General features: G+C 65.1%; 10 protein-coding genes. 3 read left to right on the forward strand and 7 right to left on the reverse strand.

Annotation, left to right across the window (positions count from 1 at the left end; genetic code table 11):
• The first annotated feature begins 46 nt into the window (after window positions 1-46).
• Window positions 47-2,935, forward strand: a complete 2,889-nt coding sequence (locus VFA60_06400) for a beta-propeller fold lactonase family protein (GenBank protein ID HZQ91404.1) — start codon at window positions 47-49, stop codon at window positions 2,933-2,935.
• 244 nt (window positions 2,936-3,179) lie between these two features.
• Here the strand turns inward: VFA60_06400 and VFA60_06405 are convergent, their stop codons facing one another.
• Window positions 3,180-6,371, reverse strand: coding sequence for a carboxypeptidase regulatory-like domain-containing protein (locus VFA60_06405; GenBank protein ID HZQ91405.1), 3,192 nt, complete (start codon window positions 6,369-6,371; stop codon window positions 3,180-3,182).
• 344 nt (window positions 6,372-6,715) lie between these two features.
• On the opposite strand from VFA60_06405, the gene VFA60_06410 reads away from it, so the two are divergent.
• Window positions 6,716-9,793 (forward strand): TonB-dependent receptor, encoded by a 3,078-nt coding sequence (locus VFA60_06410; protein ID HZQ91406.1) that lies wholly within the window; start codon window positions 6,716-6,718, stop codon window positions 9,791-9,793.
• Between the two features lie 216 nt (window positions 9,794-10,009).
• On the opposite strand, the gene hydA is transcribed toward VFA60_06410, so the two are convergent.
• Window positions 10,010-11,401: a dihydropyrimidinase gene (gene hydA, locus VFA60_06415; protein ID HZQ91407.1), complete on the reverse strand. Its 1,392-nt coding sequence runs from the start codon at window positions 11,399-11,401 to the stop codon at window positions 10,010-10,012.
• A gap of 81 nt (window positions 11,402-11,482) precedes the next feature.
• Between hydA and VFA60_06420 the strand changes: the two genes are divergently transcribed.
• Complete coding sequence (locus VFA60_06420) at window positions 11,483-12,493, forward strand: TIGR03842 family LLM class F420-dependent oxidoreductase (protein ID HZQ91408.1); 1,011 nt, start codon at window positions 11,483-11,485, stop codon at window positions 12,491-12,493.
• Window positions 12,494-12,581: 88 nt separating this feature from the next.
• On the opposite strand, the gene VFA60_06425 is transcribed toward VFA60_06420, so the two are convergent.
• From VFA60_06425 to VFA60_06445, 5 genes are all read right to left on the reverse strand, one after another.
• On the reverse strand, window positions 12,582-14,354 hold the full coding sequence (locus VFA60_06425) for a bacterial transcriptional activator domain-containing protein (protein ID HZQ91409.1): 1,773 nt from the start codon (window positions 14,352-14,354) through the stop codon (window positions 12,582-12,584).
• Between the two features lie 10 nt (window positions 14,355-14,364).
• Window positions 14,365-15,801, reverse strand: coding sequence for an NCS1 family nucleobase:cation symporter-1 (locus VFA60_06430; GenBank protein ID HZQ91410.1), 1,437 nt, complete (start codon window positions 15,799-15,801; stop codon window positions 14,365-14,367).
• Between the two features lie 246 nt (window positions 15,802-16,047).
• Window positions 16,048-16,413, reverse strand: coding sequence for a GIY-YIG nuclease family protein (locus VFA60_06435; protein ID HZQ91411.1), 366 nt, complete (start codon window positions 16,411-16,413; stop codon window positions 16,048-16,050).
• Window positions 16,414-16,617: 204 nt separating this feature from the next.
• Window positions 16,618-16,986, reverse strand: a complete 369-nt coding sequence (locus VFA60_06440; protein ID HZQ91412.1) for a GIY-YIG nuclease family protein — start codon at window positions 16,984-16,986, stop codon at window positions 16,618-16,620.
• A 129-nt stretch (window positions 16,987-17,115) separates the two neighbouring features.
• On the reverse strand, window positions 17,116-17,655 hold the full coding sequence (locus tag VFA60_06445; protein ID HZQ91413.1) for a putative metal-dependent hydrolase: 540 nt from the start codon (window positions 17,653-17,655) through the stop codon (window positions 17,116-17,118).
• Window positions 17,656-17,706 lie beyond the last annotated feature (51 nt).

Below are 17,706 nucleotides of genomic sequence, written 5' to 3' on the forward strand. Positions count from 1 at the left end.
CACACGAAGTCCGATCGTGAACAGTGATCTGTACCGGGAGGGCTGGTTGAAGATCCGACGAACGATCTGGTTCGCGATGATCGCAGGCATACTGCTAGCTGGGGCCCAGTCGCAGCAGACGACACCGGCGCGGAAGGCTTCGGTGCAAGGCGCGAAGTCCGCCAGGTCAGAGGCCGCACCCGCGGCGAGCGCGAAGCGTCGCGTCAATCTTTCGACGTCGAAGATCCTGCTCGATCCGGCGCCCGGCGCGGCGCAGAGCGTGAACAGCCTGCCGCTCACGCTGGCGGTAAGCCCTGACGGGCGCTGGGTGGCGTCGCTGAACAACGGCTACGGCACGCGCGAGTCGGGATTGCGGCAGTCCATCACCATCCTGGACCGCCAGAGCGGCACGGTCACCGACTTTCCCGACGCGCGGCTCGGCAACAAGGCGAAGCAGACCTACTTCCTCGGGCTCACCTTCAGCCGCGACGGCAGCAGGCTCTACGCTTCGATCGGCTCGCTGACCGATCCGAAGGGCGAGAAGAAAGGCGACACCGGGAACGGCATTGCCGTGTACAGCTTCAACCACGGCACGCTGGCGCCGGAAAGCTTCATTCCCATCGCGCCGCAGAAGCTCGCTCCCGGGCGGCGGCCGGCGCTCGCCTTCAGGGACCTGACGCCCGGCGCCGTGGCGCCGTTCCCCGCCGGGATCGCCCTGCTGGCCGACGGCACAATGCTGGTGGCGAACAACCTGAGCGACAACGCCGTGCGGCTGCACCTGGCGGACGGCGCTCAGCAACAAGCGTTCGATCTGAGCTCCCCCGGCACCATTCCCGCCGCATTCCCTTACGCGGTGGTGGCGACGCGCAACGGCGCCCGCGCCTGGGTGAGCCTGTGGAACGCCTCAGCGGTGGCGGAGCTTGATCTGCGCAGCGGACAGGTCGCGCGCCGCATTGCGCTGCTCGGTCCGGCGACGAAGACCAGTCCGGGCTCTCATCCCACGGCGCTGCTGCTGACGCCCGACGAAAAATATCTGTACGTGACGCTGGCCACGCGCGACGCGGTGGCGGTGATCGAAACGGCGAGCGGACGCATGGTCCGCCTGCTTTCCACCCAGCTGCCGGGGCAGAAGTACGGCGGCCTGTATCCCTCGGCGCTGGCGCAGACCAACGACGGAAAACGGCTGTTCGTCGTCAACTCTTCGGCCGATGCGGTGGCCGTCTTTGACACCTCGGCGCTGGACCGCGGCGGGGCGGCCACCATGCCGCGCACGGCGATGGGCTTTATCCCCACCGAGTGGTATCCCACGGCGCTGGCCGTGGTGGGCGATGAGCTGGTGATCGCGACCGGCAAGGGCAAGGGCGCGGGGCCGAACAACCAGACGATCCCGGGCAAGGACCCGGCGGCCCGCACCTGGTTCGGTCCCGAGAAGCAGTTCGGACACCCGTACATCCTCTCGCTCCAGGGCGGCTCGATTGCGCGCGTGAACATCGCCGAGGCGCAGCGCGACCTGAAGCGGCTCACGGCGGAGGTGCTGGAGAGCAACCTGATGAGCGGCCGCGCCGGGCGCATCGAGATTCCCGGCGGCGGCAAGATCAGGCACGTAATCTACATGATCAAAGAGAACCGCACATACGACCAGGTGTTCGGCGACATCGCCGGCGCCGACGGCGATCCCAGCCTGGTGATGTACGGCGAGCAGATCACGCCGAACCAGCACAAGCTGGCGCGGCAGTTCGGCGTTCTCGACAACTTCTACGACTCGGGCGAAATCTCCGGCAACGGGCACGTGTGGTCGAACGCGGCCATCACCAGCGACTACAACGAAAAGATCGTCCACCTGAACTATCGCGGCAAGGAGCGCAACTACGACTTCGAGGGCGTGGTGATGTTCGAAGTCCCCATGGAGCATGAGATCCCGGACGTCAACGAGCCCGGCACCGGTTACCTGTGGACGCACGCCGCCCGGCACGGGCTTACGCACCGCAACTACGGCGAGTTCACCAACACGATTTACTGCGCCAAGACCGAGGAATGGGACGCGGGCCCGCCCCCGCCGGAGAACACGCCCGCCTGTCCGCGAAAAGTGGTGCGCAAAGGCGAGCCGCTGCCGCCGCACTTAGGCGATCCGCCGGGCGGCCCGAGCCCTTATCCCTGGGACGTGCCGCTGATCGCCTGGACGAAGCCGCTCAAGCCGGAGCTGAGGAACCACTACGATCCGAATTATCCATATTTCAACCTCAGCATCCCCGACCAGTTGCGCGCCGATGAGTTCCTGGCCGAGTTTCGCGGGTTCGTGCGCGCGCGTGAAACGGGCAAGGGCACGGAATTGCCGCAGCTCATCGTCATGCAACTGCCCAACGACCACACACGCGGCACGCAGGCGGGCTCGCCGCGTCCGGCGGCCATGGTGGCCGACAACGACCTGGCGCTGGGACGGATCGTGGAGGCGGTGTCGCACAGCCCGTACTGGGACGATACCGCGATCCTGGTTCTGGAAGACGACGCGCAGGACGGCGCCGACCACGTGGACGCGCATCGCAGCATAGCGCTGGTCATCAGCAAGTACGCGCCGCGCGCGACCGGCGAGATGCCGGTGGTGCATCACCAGTTCTATACCACGGTGAACATGGTGCGCACCGTCGAGGCGCTGCTCGGCCTGCCGCCCATGAACAACAACGACGCGCAGGCGGCGGTCATGGCGCCGCTGTTCTCCGGCGCGGGCGACCAGCCGCCGTTCAAGGCGGACTGGCGCAACCGCGACAACGGCCTGCTCTACCAGATGAATCCGCCGAAGGCGCCGGGCTCGATGGAATCGGCCGCGATGGACTGGTCGCGTCCCGACGCGGCGGATTCGGAGAAGCTGAACGCCATCCTGTGGCGCGAGGCCAAGGGCGATGTGCCGATGCCGGAGCCGATCTACGCCGTGGTCCCCAAGCGCGGCGGCCGGGACTAGGCGCGCTGCCGGCGCGCCCGTTGCCGCGCCGCGCAGGCCGCCACCGTGCCGCGGTTGCCGCAGAACTGCACGCCGCACCAGGGGCGCGCGCCCTTCTTGCTGACATCGAGGAAGTGCGCAGTTTGCTCAAACCAGCGCGCCGTGCTGGCATGATTTCCCGCCCTCAGCCGCGTGGGCGCCCTGCAAAAAACGACGGCAGCGCTTTGGACGCTGCCGTCTGGCCGTGGCCCGGGTTCCGTTCTTCTTAGAAGTGGAACCGAGCCGCGAACTGGATCTGGCGCTCCTTGAGCAGCGTGTTGCTGGCCGCCGTGACGGTCCCGACGCTGGGAACGAAGGTGAGCGTCGGCGCCGTGTTGGTGCCGCCCCAACTGTAGATGTTGGTGAGGATGGCGGTGCCGTTCACGTGGTTCGCCAGGTTGAAGGCTTCGGCAAGGAACTCCAGGTTCATGCCTTCCTTGATCCTGACCCGGCGCGAGAGGCGCAGGTCGAGGTTCCAGGGGTTGGGCATGTGCAGGAAGTTGCGGGCCAGGCCGGGGACGCGGCTGCCGCCGCCGGTGGGGCCGGCGCCGTTCACGCCGCCCGCCTGCGTGCCGGTGATCGGGTTCGTGCCCGTCACCGTGCCGTTGCGGTTGCGCCCGGTCTGCGTGTTGAAGATCGGGGCCATCGTCCAGTCGTTCAGCAGGCCGCGCACGAAGCGGTTCTCAAACTTCGCCGTGGGCGACCAGACGATGCTGGTCACGAAGCGGTGCCGCACGTCGAAGCTGGAGTTGCCCTTTTCGCCGCTCAGGTCGAAGGGATTGAGGGCGTTGTTGCCTGTGCTGAAGGTCTGCGAGTCCTGGCCGGTGTCGAGCGCGTGCGAGAAGGTATAGCTGGTCTGGAACTGCAGGCCGCCGCTGAAGCGCCGGTTCAGCTGGATGACGCCGGCGTTGTAGTTGGAGTCCACCTTGCTGCTGATGGCAGTCATGCGGCCAAAGCCCGCGTTGGGGCGCGTGCCGCGGAAGACGGCCATCGAAATCACCTTTCCATCCAGCGGCCCGCCGATGTAAGTGATCGGCACCGTTTCGGTCGGCGCGGTCAGGTTGGTATCGAGGAAGATGGGCAGGTTGGTGCCCTTGCTGAACAGCCACGACGCCGAGAGCACTGTGTTGCGCGCCACTTCCTGCTCCAGGACCAGGTCGGCCTCGTGGATCATGGGCAGGTTGAAGTCCTTGGCGAAGAAGATCACATCACCCGCGCTGCCGCTGCCGCTGGTGACCGGCGCGGCGGAGAGCACGTTGGGATAGGTGGGCGCGCCCGTCGCCGTGGGAAACACGGTAAACGACTTCTGCGCGTTCGCCGTGCCGGTGTTGGTGATGGCGTTGGAGATGGTGGAGTTGATCACCCGGCCGTAGTAGATGCCGTAGCCGCCGCGAAGCGCCGTTTTGCCGTTGCCGGAGACGTCGAGCGCGAAACCCAGCCGCGGGCCGAGGTTGTTGTTGTCGGAGGGGAAGCTGCTGCTGAGCGGCAGCAGCGGGTTTGGGTTCTGCGGATCAGGCAATTGCTCGTACTCATAGCGCATGCCGAGGTTCAGCGTGAGGCGGCTGTTGACCCGGAAGTCGTCCTGCACGAAGAAGTTGTAATCGTTGGTGGTCAGAATTGAAGAGCGTGGCCCGAAGCCCTGCTGATAGCCGGAATACCGCCGGTTCTGCGGCTGGGAAAAGTCAATCACCCAGTCCACCAGGTTCGTGTAGTTGTACTCGCCGCCCTCCAGGAACAGGTTGTCGAGCAGGTCCCACACGTGGTTGTAATCCACACCCACCTTGAACAGGTGCCGCCCGGCCGCGATGGTGAAGCTGTCGGCAACCTGGTTGCGCTTTTCGTACGGGTTGGCATAGCGCTCCAGGAACTCCGGCTTGCCGATGCGGATGCCGGCGTTGTTGAAGCTGCCGCTGCTGGAGCATCCGATGCAGGCCTGCGGGGGCAGTCCGCCCGGGCCGGTCGTCGGCTCGCCTGCCAGGGGCGCCTGGCTGAATTGCGGCTCCTTATCACGTCCCCATTGGTAGCGGAACTCGTTGGAGAACCGGGAACCGAAGGACGAAGTCAGGCGCGCCTGTACTGAATCCACGAAGACGAAATCGTTGCCGAAGGCGCTGCGACCGCGCGCCACCACCGCGCCGGTCTGCACCCCGGCGGGCGAGTTCCAGCGCATGCGGTTGTAGCTCAGGAACAGGCGGTGATTGCGCCCCAGATTGAAGTCGAACTTGGGGAACGCCAGGTATTGGTCGCCCTTGCGCGGAACCAAGCCCTGCTGATTCAGCAGGTAGGCGATGGCCGCGTCGGCCTGCGCCTGGCTCACGCCGCACACTGCCAGCTGCTGGCCGGCGGTCAGGCCGGACAGGCCGGAATTGGTGCAGGTACGTCCCGCCACCGGAGCGGCCACGGTAAACGGCGTGATGAAGCGCGGGTCGGAGGTCGCGGCCACGCCGGGGAAATTGTTCTTCTGCTGGTCGTAGTTGAAGAAGAAGAAAATCTTGTCCTTGATGATCGGCCCGCCGATGTCGCCGCCGAACTGGTGGCGCACGTTTTCCGGCTTGATGGGCTGCGTCACCACCACGCCGTTCACCAGCGTGGACTGCCGCGTGAACGGGTTCGTCGCCCCCAGTTCGTTGTTGCGGTTGTAGTAGAAAACGTCGCCGTGCAGGCGGTTGGTGCCGCTCTTGGTGACCGCGTTGACCACCCCGCCGGCCGCCCGTCCGTACTCAGCCGAGAAGTTCGAGGTGTTGATCTGGAATTCGCGGATGGCGGTCTGGCTCACCGAATACGGGCTCCGGGTGCGGCCGCGCTCCTCGGAGAAGAACGCCTGGTTGTTGTCGCCGCCGTCCACCGTGTTGTTGTTCAGCAGGCCGGAGATCCCGCGGAAGCTGATCAGGCCGAAGTCGCCGTCCGGCGAAGTGCCGGGCGTGAGCAGCGCGTACTGCGACCAGCGGCGGCCATTGATGGGCAGCTCGTTCAGCGAGACCTGGTTGATGTTGGAGTTGAAGTCGTGCTGCTCGGTCTGGATGACCGGCGTTTCGGCCCTCACTTCCACCACTTCGGTCTTGCCGGTGATGGCCAGGGCAACATCGAGTCCGGTCACCCGGCCGACTTCCACCACCACATTTTCCTGCTTGTAGGCGGCGAAACCGGCGGCGGTAACGCTGACCGTGTATGTCGCCGGCTGGAGATGGATCACGCGGAAGCGGCCGGCGGCGTCGCTGGTGGCGGTGTCTTCGCGGTTCGTCCCGTTGTTGTGTACGGTGATGGTGGCGTTGGGAACCACCGCGCTCTGCGGGTCGGTGATTACGCCGCCGATGGCGCCTTCGGTCGTCGACTGGGCTGCGACGGTAAGGCACAGCCCGAGGCATGTAAGGGCCAACAGAACAATGCGGACCAAGCGTCCGGCAAGGCCAGAACTCATGACCTACACTCCTGTACTCAGTTGAGCTTTTCCTGGGAACTCAGGCCGGGAAATTAAATCACGCAACTCTGAATCCGGCCATTGAAAATTTCATGAATTTACGTGCAGTTCCGGAGGATTTTTGTCTTAGCACGCGCCGCAAACCTTCCTATGAAAAACCGTAGCGCTTCGCACCAAGAATGATGCACACGGTTCGCCCGCAGCGCAGGTTAAGGAATGATTAGGAAGCTTGTCGCGAACCCATCCGCTGCACTAGGATTTCAGCGCACTCCAACTCACAATTCGATGAGCTCGGCTTAGGAAACTCTGGCCCTCATCTGCACGTGTTCTCAAGGAGAAGTTGTATGAAGATGCGCTCCCCCGTGGTGGTGATCTCATTCGTCCTGCTGTTTGCGGCGTGCGCGCTGGCGCAGCTTGGCAACCAGGGCACATTGCAAGGCACAGTTACAGACCCGTCGGGCGCGGTGGTGCCCGGCGCCAGGCTGACGGCGACCAACACCGCCACCGGGCTGAGCGTGACCACCGAATCGGGCGGCGAAGGCTATTACCTGTTCGCGGTGCTGCCGGTGGGATCGTATGAGGTGCGCGCCGAAAAGGCCGGCTTCAGCCCGACGGTGCAGAAAAACGTGGTCATCAGCGTGGGCGCCAAGCTCTCGCTCGACCTCAAGCTTGGCGTGGCCGGCGCGACCGAAACGGTGAACGTCACCGCGGAAACGCCGCTGGTGGAAACCACGCGCACGCAGTTCAGCTCGGCGGTGGACGCCAACTCGGTGGCCAACCTGCCGGTGAACGGGCGCAACTTCATCGACTTCGTCCTGCTCACGCCCGGCGTTACGCGTGACAACGCGCGCTCGGGCGACATCAGCTTCGGCGGCCTGCGCGGCACGCTGAACTCGCTGACGGTGGACGGCGCCGACGACAACAACACCTTCTTCGGCCAGACCTCGGGCCGCACCGGCTCGGGCCGCGCGCCTTACCAGTTCAGCCAGGACGCGGTGCAGGAATTCCAGGTGAACTCCAACGGCTATTCGGCCGAGCTGGGCCGGGCCGGCGGCGCGGTGATCAACGTGATCACCAAGAGCGGCACCAACCAGCTCCACGGGACCGTGTTCGAGTTCTATCGCGATCGCGGGCTGGCGGCGAACGACCCGATCACCAAGCTCAACCACGCGTTCAACTCGGCGCTTTCGACACGCAAGCCGCCCTACCACTTCCATCAGTTCGGCGGGAACATCGGCGGGCCGGTGATCAAGAACCGCGCGTTCTTCTTCTTCGACTACGACGGCCAGCGCAACACGCAGCCCAACATCATCGATCCGTTCCCGGCGTCGGCGATTCCCGCCGCGCCCGACGCTTTTCAGGCAGCCGCGCTGGCGTACCTGAGCGCGCGAAATGGTAACTGGAGCCGCACCCTCAACCAGGACACGTACCTGGTGAAGGGCGATGTGACGATCAACTCCAGCAATCAGTTTTCCGGACGTTGGAACCGGCAGAACTTCACCGGAGCGGGATTCGAGAACGGCGGCAGCACGCAGTCGAGCGAGCACACCGGCGCCTCGAAGGTGAACTCCGATTCGGTGCTGGGCACGCTGACTTCGACGTTGCGTCCCACTCTGATCAACGTTTTCCGCTACAACTACCAGCAGGACAACGAGCCCGGGGAGGCCAACAGCGACAACCCCGAGGCCACGGTCCGCAACAACGGCCTGACGTTCCTGATCGTGGGACGCAATTCCTTCAGCCCGCGGTTCACGAACATCGAGCGCAACCAGTTTGCCGACACGTTGACCTGGACCAGGGGCCGGCACACGCTGAAGTTCGGCTTCGACTACCAGCACGACGCGATCGCCAACTTCTTCCCCGGCAACTTCTCCGGCGTGTACTCGTTCAACAGCCTGGAGAACTTCGGCCGCAGCCTGGCGGGCCAGCCGCTGATTACGACGGCGCCCGGCGCCGCCGGCGACAGCTACTCGCAGGCATTTGCCGGTCCCGGCACCTCCGGTCCGACGACGCACCCGAACATCAATGAGTACTCCTGGTTCGCGCAGGACGACTGGCGCGTGCGCAGCAACCTGACGCTCAACATCGGCCTGCGCTGGGACCTGCAGGACACGGCCAAGCCGCCGGTCACCAATCCCGTCGCCCTGGCCGCCGGCATCAACACCGGCCAATTGAACCTGGACACGAACAACTACGGCCCGCGTCTCGGCTTCGCCTGGCAGCCGTGGAACACGAGCACGACCGTGGTCCGCGGCGGCTACGGCGTCTTTTACGGGCGCACGCCGTCCATCATGATCGGCACGGCGCATTCCAACAACGGCATTAACGTGCAGACCAAGACGTTCACCGGCGCCGACATTCCGGCGTATCCGAACACCAAGTGCGGAGCGCCGGTCCCAGCGCCGAATTGCGCCGCGCCGGCCACCGGCACCGCCGCTGCACCTTCGATTTTCGTGATGCAGCCGGGCTTCCAGGAGCCGATCGTGCAGCAGGCCAATCTGAACCTGGAGCACCAGCTCGGGCGCGACTATTCGCTCACCGTGGGCTGGCAGATGGTGAAGGGCAACCACCTGCAGCGCACGCGCGACATCAACCTGGGCACGCCGACGCCGGTCACGTTCACGATTGCCGGAACTGGACAGGCCGTGGTGGTGAACCAGTACCCGGCGGCGCGTCCCATCGCCGCCTTCGCCCGCATCGAACAGTTCGAGAGCTCGGCGAACTCGCTCTACCACGGCGGCTTCGTACAGCTGCGCAAGCGTTTTGCCAGCAACTTCCAAGGAATGGTGTCGTACACCTTCAGCCACGTGATTGACGACGCCCCGGATGCCACCTCGGTGGTGCCGTTCAGCTCGGGCGACGACGGCAAGATGCTGTTCGATCCCAAGTGCGCCCGCTGCGACCGCGCCAACAGCGTGACCGACCAGCGGCACCGCTTCGTGCTCAGCGGCATCTGGCAGCTGAACTACGCCAACGGGCTGAATCCGGCAGGCAAGGCGTTCCTGGGCGGATGGGAAGTTTCCACCATCTTCACCGCGCAGAGCGGACAGCCCTACACCGGCAAGGTAAACAGCGACATCAACGGCGATAGCAACAACCAGACGGATCGCGCTCCCATCTTCGGCCGCAACGCCTTTACTTTGCCCGCCAACTGGAGCCTGGATCCCCGCTTCACCAAGAACATCAACTTCAACGAACGCGCCAAGATGCAGCTGTTCGTGGAGGCGTTCAACATCTTCAACCACACCAACACCTACGCCGTGAAGACCACGCAGTTCTCGCGCAGCGGCACGACGCTCACCCCGGTGAACACCGGCGTGGGCGCGTTCGGGTTGCTGGCGGCGGCGCCCTCGGGTTCGATCTACAACATCAACCTGAACGGCGCGCGCGTGTTCCAGCTGGGAGCGAAAGTCACTTTCTAGCTGCTCGCTGCTACGCTGTTGGCTGCTGAAAAGCTGATCGGGGCCGGGATGTTCCCAGCCCCGATTTTTCTGTTCATGTTTGAGTGTCACCCTGGGCGAATCCCGCGAAGCGGGAGAGTCGAAGGGTCCCTGCGCGCGACACGGACCGTGGTGAGGTAGGCAGGCTTCGACTCGCGCCGCGCGCTCGCTCAGAATGACGGCGGCACGCGGCGGTGGCTACACTCCCGAGTACACGGCGCGCTTCAGGAACTGGCCGGCGCCGGCGCGTCCGGTGAAGCTGTCTTTTTCCACGATCACGTTGCCGCGTGAGAGCACCACGTCGGGCATACCCTTCACCTTGATGCCTTCAAACATCGAGTAGTCCACGCGCATGTGGTGCGTTTTGGCGCTGATGGTGTGCTCGCGGTTCGGATCGAAGACGACGATGTCGGCGTCAGAGCCCACGGCGATGGTGCCCTTGCGCGGGTAGAGGCCGAACAGCTTCGCCGGCGTGGTGCTGGTGACCTCGACGAAGCGGTTCACGCTGAAGCGCCCGGCGCCGACGCCGCCCGAGTACACCAGCGACATGCGGTGCTCAACGCCGGGGCCGCCGTTGGGGATCTTGGTGAAGTCGCCCTTGCCGAGTTCCTTCTGCTCCTTGAAGCAGAACGGGCAATGATCGGTGGAGACCACGGAGAGCTGGTCGGCCTTCAGTCCCTGCCAGAGTTTTTCCTGGTTCCACTTTTCGCGCAGCGGCGGGGTGAAAACGTACTTGGCGCCTTCAAATCCCGGCGCGTCCATGTTCTCCAGCGATAAATAAAGATACTGCGGGCAGGTTTCCGCGTAGACGGGCAGGCCCCGGTCGCGAGCTTCGCGGACGCGTTCCAGCGCGTCGTGGCAGCTCAGGTGGACGATGTAGAGCGGCGCGCCGGCCATTTCCGCGAGCGCGATGGCGCGGCCGGTGGCTTCGGCTTCCGCCGTTGTGGGACGCGTGAGCGCGTGGTACTTGGGCGCGGTCTTTCCCTCGGCGAGCGCCTGCTTCACGATCACGTCAATGGCGCCGCCGTTTTCCGCGTGCATGCACACCATGCCGCCCTTCTGCGCGGTGTGGCGCAGCGCCTTGAAGATCGAAGCGTCGTCGAGCATGAACACGCCCGGATACGCCATGAACAGCTTGAACGTGGTCACGCCCTCGCGGACCAGCGCCGACATTTCTTCCACGCGCGCGTCGGGCAGGTCGGTGATGATGCAGTGGAAGGCGTAGTCGGCGACCGCGCGGTCTTGCGCTTTCTTCATCCAGGCGTCGAAGGCGTCGCGCAGCGTCTGGCCCTTGTACTGGATGGCGAAGTCAATCAGCGTGGTCGTGCCGCCGAAAGCGGCGGCGCGCGTGCCGGTCTCAAAGTCGTCGGCGCTGGTGGTGCCGCCGAAGGGCATGTCGAGGTGCGTGTGCACGTCAATGCCGCCGGGCATGACGAGCTTGCCGGCGGCATCGATGATTTTTTTGGCGCGGTCGCGCGGCAGTTTGTCGCCGATGGCGACCACCTTGCCGCCGGAAATGCCGACGTCGGCAACGTACTTGTCCGTCGCGGTGACCACGGTGCCGCCGGTGATGAGCGTGTCGAAGGCCATGAAGGGTGCTCCTGGAGTTGAGCGGGCGAAAGCGCATTCTATGCTACACTCCGCCGTTTACGCGATGTTGCCGGAGGTCTCATGCAGTTCGGCATCACTCTGAAACCCGATCTCTCCGTGGAGCGCATCGCCGGGCTCGCGCGTCAGGCCGAGGGCGCAGGGTTCGAGTACGGATGGATTTTCGACTCGCACGTTCTCTGGAAAGAATGCACGCCGCTGATGACCCTGATGGCCACCTCGACCAAACGCATGCGCATCGGGCCTTGCGTCACCAATCCCGCGGTGCGCGACGTGACCGTGGAAGCCAGCGTCTTCGCCACGCTCAACATCGTGAGCGGCGGACGGATGGAGCTGGGCATCGGGCGCGGCGACAGTTCGCGCCGCGTGCTCGGCAAGAAGCCCGCCACGCTGGAGCGCATGGAAGAGTTCATCAATGAATTTCGCGCCCTGACTTCGGGAAAGGAAATCACCTACGACGGCAAGCCGACCCGGTTTCCCTGGGCCGAGGGCGCGTCTCCGCGCGTGTGGGTGGCCGGCTACGGGCCCAGGGCGCTGAACCTGGCGGGCCGCGTGGGCGACGGCGTGATCCTGCAATTCGCCGATCCTGACCTGATCGAGTGGTGCTGCGGCTTCGTGAAGGAAGGCGCGCAGCAGGCCGGGCGCGACTACTCGAAGATCGAGATCATGGCGGCGGCGCCGGTGTGGGTGTCTGACGACATGAAGGTCGCGCGCGAGCGCGTCCGCTGGTTCCCGGCGCTGGTGTCGAACCACGTGATGGACCTGATCTCGCGCTACAAGCCGGAGGAGTTGCCGCCGTCGCTGACATCCTATGTGCGCAACCGCGGCGGCTACGACTACCAGCACCACGCCGAAGTGGGCTCGGCGAACGCGCAGTTCGTCACCGATGAAGTCGTGGACCGCTTCTGCGTGCTCGGCTCGGCGCAGAAGCAGATCGCCAAGATCGAGCGCCTGGCGAAGGCCGGCGCGACGCAGTTCAACATCTATTTAATGTGCGGCGACGAAGAGCAGACGCTCGACGACTACCAGCACGGGGTGCTGCCGCACTTCCAGAAGGGTGTGGGCGCAAGGTAGACCGCGCTGAGCGCCTGGCGGTTAGCCGTTGGCCATGCACGCGCGGGGCCCGCCGAGCAAGCGGCAACGGCTGAGCGCGAAATGCGGCTCAGGGCGCGAGGCCCAACTCGCGCGTAATCTCCACCACATCGGCGTAGAGCTGCCCTTCCCACGGCCGTCGCGCAAAGCCTTCCGCGGCCTCGCGCAGCGCAAGCGGGTAGTTGTGCTGCGCGCGCAGGATCGCAACTCGCAGAATGATGACCGTGTCTTCGTCCATCCAGCGGGAGGTCTGGTAGGACGTGGCAAGCGCGGCGGAAAGGTCTCCGCTCTTGGCCAGGGTGCGCGTCAGATTGAACCACGGCGTGCCGTTGGTGGGATCGAGCGCGACCGAGCGCCGGTAGTCGGCAACAGCGTCGGCGTAGCGGTTGGCGAACTCGCGCTGCTCGCCGCGCTGCGCCAGGTAGCTGGCCTCGATTTGGCGCGCGCCGAACCAGCCCGACAGCGCGATGGCGGCAAGAGCTGCAGTCCAACCCAGAAAGAAAATCGGTTTCGAAGTTTCTAGGTTTCGAGGTTGCGAAAACCTCTGCGCTTCCTCGAAACCTCGAATTTTTGAAGGCTCGAAACCTGCTACTGGCAGCGCCAGCCAGAGCCACAGCAGCATCCAGATTTCGGCGCGCTGCATGGGTCCTTCGGCGAGCGCGGCGACGCAGATCGCGGCCACTCCGCCGGCTGCGGCGGCCGCGATGGCAGCGGGCTGGAAGTCGTCGTTTGGCGCGCGCGCGACGCCGGTCACAAAGCGTCCCCAGACAGCGAGCAGCGCGAGCAGCGTGAAAAGCCCGGGCCAGCCGGTCTCGACGATGGCCTGCACGAAATCGTTGTTCGCAGTTCGTTCGTAGGTAACAAAGCGGCGCTGCGTGGGATCGTTCAGCGCGATGTAGTAAGGACTGACGCGGCGGCCGTAGACGTACGCCAGGGTGCCCGGCCCGGTCCCGAGCGGGCGGCGCCGCGCGTCATCCGAGAGTGCGACCCGCCACACGAACACGCGCGCCTTGCCGGCGAGTCCGAAGTCGTGCTCGTTGCGGCTGAGCACCAGGAACGTCGAGGCGGCGGCCAGCAGCGCCATCCAGAGCACGAGGCGCGGGCGGAGCCAGTGACGCGGCGGGCGCCGCAGGTTGCGCATGAGCAGCGTCACCGCGGCCCCGGCGAGTGCGGCGGCGAGGCCGGTGCGGCATCCCGTGCCGATGATCGCCACCAGTTCCATCGCCAGCATCACCCACCAGAACGTCGTCCACGCGCGCGAAGTGGATGCGAAATCGCGTGCCAGCGTGAGCGCCGCCGGCACGGTGGCCGCGATGAAAACGGCGACGAAGTCGGGATTACCGAACGTGCCGTAGAGGTGCATGCGCTGGTAAAGCAGCGTGGAGCCGTGGAAAAAATCGAGTCCCAGGAACCACTGCGCGATGGCGATGGGCGATTCGGCGGCGCCGGCAAACGCGATGGCCAGCAGCATCAGGCGCTCGCGCCCCGCCAGCGCCGAGATGGCGACCCACGCGAGCATGGGCCCGGCGAGGCGCAGCCAGACGACGCGTCCGCCAAAGTGCGGAAACGGCGATGCCGCCCAGGCGAGCACGATCACCACCATGAGCGCCGCCGCGGGCCACGCGGCGGCACGCGGCGGCCTCTTGAGCACGCCACCGGCGGCGGCGAGCGCGAACAGCGATGTCCCGGCGAAGATCAAGAGGGCGTTTTTTGGCGCAGAAAATGGCGCGTACAGCGCCGGGTGAAAAACCAGCGCCATCAAAGGAACGAGCAGGCAGATGGCGGCGGCCAGCGCGGACGCGAGGCGAGGCGCAGGTACAGTGGCCGAGGCGGGTGAGGACATCGATATCAGATTAATTGCTCTGGTGCCTGGCTGAGGCCAGAATTCCGTACACCACGAACGCCACGCCGAACCCAGCGAACCAGGCGTAGTCGTACAGCGGGCGAAGCGCGTGCACCACGAGCCCAATCCACGCCGCCGCGCAGCCCAGCAGCGTGGCCGCAATTCCCGCCCGGCTCCATCCGGCGTAAATCCCATTCTCAAGGTAGAGATCGTCAACCGCGAGCTGGCGCTTGCGCACGACCCAGTAGTCGCAGATGAGCACGCCGGCGATCGAGCCCAGGCCGCCAGAGTACCCCAGCAACCAGTTGAAGATGTAGCCGGAGGGATCGGCGAGCAGCTTCCAGGGCATCATGGCGATGCCGATGAGCCCGGTGAGCAGGCCGCCGCGGCTGAAGGTGATGAGGCGCGGGAAGGCGTTGGCGAAATCGTTCGCCGGTGAAACCACGTTGGCCGCAATGTTCACCGAGAGGGTCGCGACCACGACGGTGAACATGGAGATGGCCACGATCCAGGGCTCGGTAAACTTGCCGACCAGTTCGACCGGGTCCCAGATCGCCTGCCCGTAGATGATGGCGCTGGCGCTGGTAATGACCACACCCATCGCCGCGAAGACGGTCATCGTTGTGGGCAGCGCGACCACTTGGCCAACTGCCTGCTCGCGCTGGCTGCGGCCGAAGCGGGTGAAGTCGGGCATGTTGAGCGAAAGCGTGGCCCAGAAGCCGATCATCGCCGTCAACGATGGCACGAACACCGGCCAGAAGTCGTGCCAGGTGGCGAACTTTCCGCGCTGCTGAAGAATTGGGCCGAGCCCGCGCGCCGCCTTCAGCGCCCACCAGACAAGAAACGCCGTCATGACGAGCACGAACGGCGCCGCCCAGTTTTCCACTTTGCGCAGCAGGTCCATGCCGCGATAGACAACCAGGATGTTCAGCCCCCAGAAGAGCAGGAACGAAATCCACTCGGTGGGCGTATGTCCGCCGAAGCGGCCGGGAACCGCATCTGTCCAGCCGGGCCAGAGCGAGCGAAAGAAAACGTGCAGCGCCTGGCCGCCGATCCACGCCTGAATTCCGAACCATCCGCAGGCGACCAGAGCGCGCATCAGCGCCGGCACATTCGAGCCGCGCGTACCGTAGGCGGCCCGCGCGAAAACCGGAAACGGTATGCCGTACTTCGTTCCGGGATGCGAATTCAGCAGGATCGGAATGAGGACGATGATATTGCCGAGCAGAATGGTGAGCAGCGCCTGCCGCCAGCTCATCCCGGCGCCGATCAGTCCGGAAGCGAGCATGTACGTGGGGATGCAGTGCGCCATGGAAATCCACAGCGCGGCGAAATTGTACGTGCCCCACACGCGCTGCTGCGGAGAGGTGGGCGCGAGGTCGAGGTTCCAGAGCGGGCTGGAGGTGATGTCGGGGCGGGTGGCGTTGGAAACGGCCGTGGGCTGCATCGGTGGTCTACGATGCCGCACCGCCGGCAAGAAGGCAAAAGGAAAAAGTAAAAAGGCAAAAAAAGCGCCGCTCACCCCAAGAGCGCGGGTCAAGTAGGGATGCTTCGACTACGGCCCGCTGCGCGGGCCTTCGCTCAGCATGACGGCCGTCGAAAAAAGCAGCACTCGGACATGGCTGCAAAATCACGCCGTCATGCTGAGCGGAGGCGGCTCGCGCCTGCGCGAGCCGGCGCAGTCGAAGCATCCCTACCTGACCCGTGCGCTCCGGGCGAGTATCGCCTCCCACTTTTTTCGCCGGCGCTGCACATCTTCATACCACTCCCGGCTCAGGTCTTTCCAGCTCGGATTCATGCTCTCGATGAGCGCAATCTTCTTTTTGCGCGTCCAGCCCTTCAGCTGCTTCTCGCGGTGAATGCCGTTCAGGGGATCATCGAAGGATTCGTAGTAGAGAAGACGGTCAACTTCATAGCGGCTCGTGAAGCCCTCGAAGACGCCGTCTTTGTGCTCAAGAACGCGGGCCTGTAATCGCCCGGTGAACCCGACGTAGAACGTTCCTGAAAGGCTGCCCAGGATGTACGTGTACCAGATGCCGTGGTTGTATAAGCGGGCCATGCTTTCCTGACGCACGTCGTCGTGCTCACCCCAAGAGCGCGGGTCAAGTAGGGATGCTTCGACTACGGCCCGCTGCGCGGGCCTTCGCTCAGCATGACGCCGTCGAAAAAAAGCAGCACTCGAATATCGGTGCGCAACCGACTACGCCGTCATGCTGAGCGGAGGCGGCTCGCGCCTGCGCGATCCGGCGCAGTCGAAGCATCCCTACCTGACCCGTGCGCTCTGGGCGCCCAGCATTTGCCGCCTTTCTCGCCGCCGCTGCACATCCTCATACCATTCCCAGCTCAGGTCTTGCCAGCTCGGATTCATGGTCTCGATGAGCGCGACCATCTTCTTGCGCGTCCAGCCCTTCAGCTGCTTCTCGCGAGCGATGCCGCTCAGAGGATCGTCGAATGACTCGTAGTACAGCAGCCTGCGATCGACCCCGGCGCGGCCCGTGAAGCCCGTGAAGATGCCTTCCCTGCGCTGAAGCACGTGTCTTTCGAATTGGCCGGTGAAGCCGATATAGAGCGGCTCGGCGAGGCTGCCGAGAACGTAGGTGTACCAGATGCCGTGGTCGTAGAAGGGGCTCAAGGGCGCCTCGCGTCGAACTGTGCTGCCCGTCCGCGGCACGCTATCGTGCCTCCCGCAGGGGCAGGCGTCAAGCCTGGACGTGCTCCCTCGCTCACGCTCGGCCTTCACTCAGCACGACAGCGAGAAACTTTACCAGCCCTGCCTCGCGCGCAGCGCGGTGATGTGCGCCACGTGGTGGCGCGAGTGCCAGTCGTAGAGCGCCAGCAGGTCGTCGAGCGACATGGGCCCGCGCTCGGGATGGTTGAGCTTGCGGGCGAAGTCGGCGCCCGACATGCCGCGCCACAGCGCCGCCCAGCGCTGATGCAGCCCGTCGATCAGTTGCAGCGCGGCCTCAGGAGCGATGGCGTACTCGGGCGTGATGGCCCAGCGGGCTTCGTCGTAGGCCATGATCGTCGGCGTGTCCTGGGTGAGCGCGAACTTGAGCCGGATGAACGCGTTCATGTGGCTGTCGGCCACGTGATGCACCACCTGCCGCACCGTCCAGCCGCCGGGACGATAAGGTGTTTCGAGCTGCTGGGCGTTGAGTCCCGCCACGGCGGCGCGCATCTTTGCCGGCATCTCGGCAATGGTCGCGATGGCGGCGCGGCGGAAGCTGTCGGTGTACTGCGCAGGCTTGCTGAACTGTCCGACGGGATAGCGGAGATCGGGCGCGGCGGTTTGCGTGCTCATGAAAACCTCAATGCGCTCTTGGCTCTTCGCAATTGGCTAAAAGCCAAGGCC

The sequence above is a fragment of the Terriglobales bacterium genome (assembly GCA_035651995.1).
In the GTDB taxonomy this organism is placed as follows: Bacteria; Acidobacteriota; Terriglobia; order Terriglobales; family Acidobacteriaceae; genus DASRER01.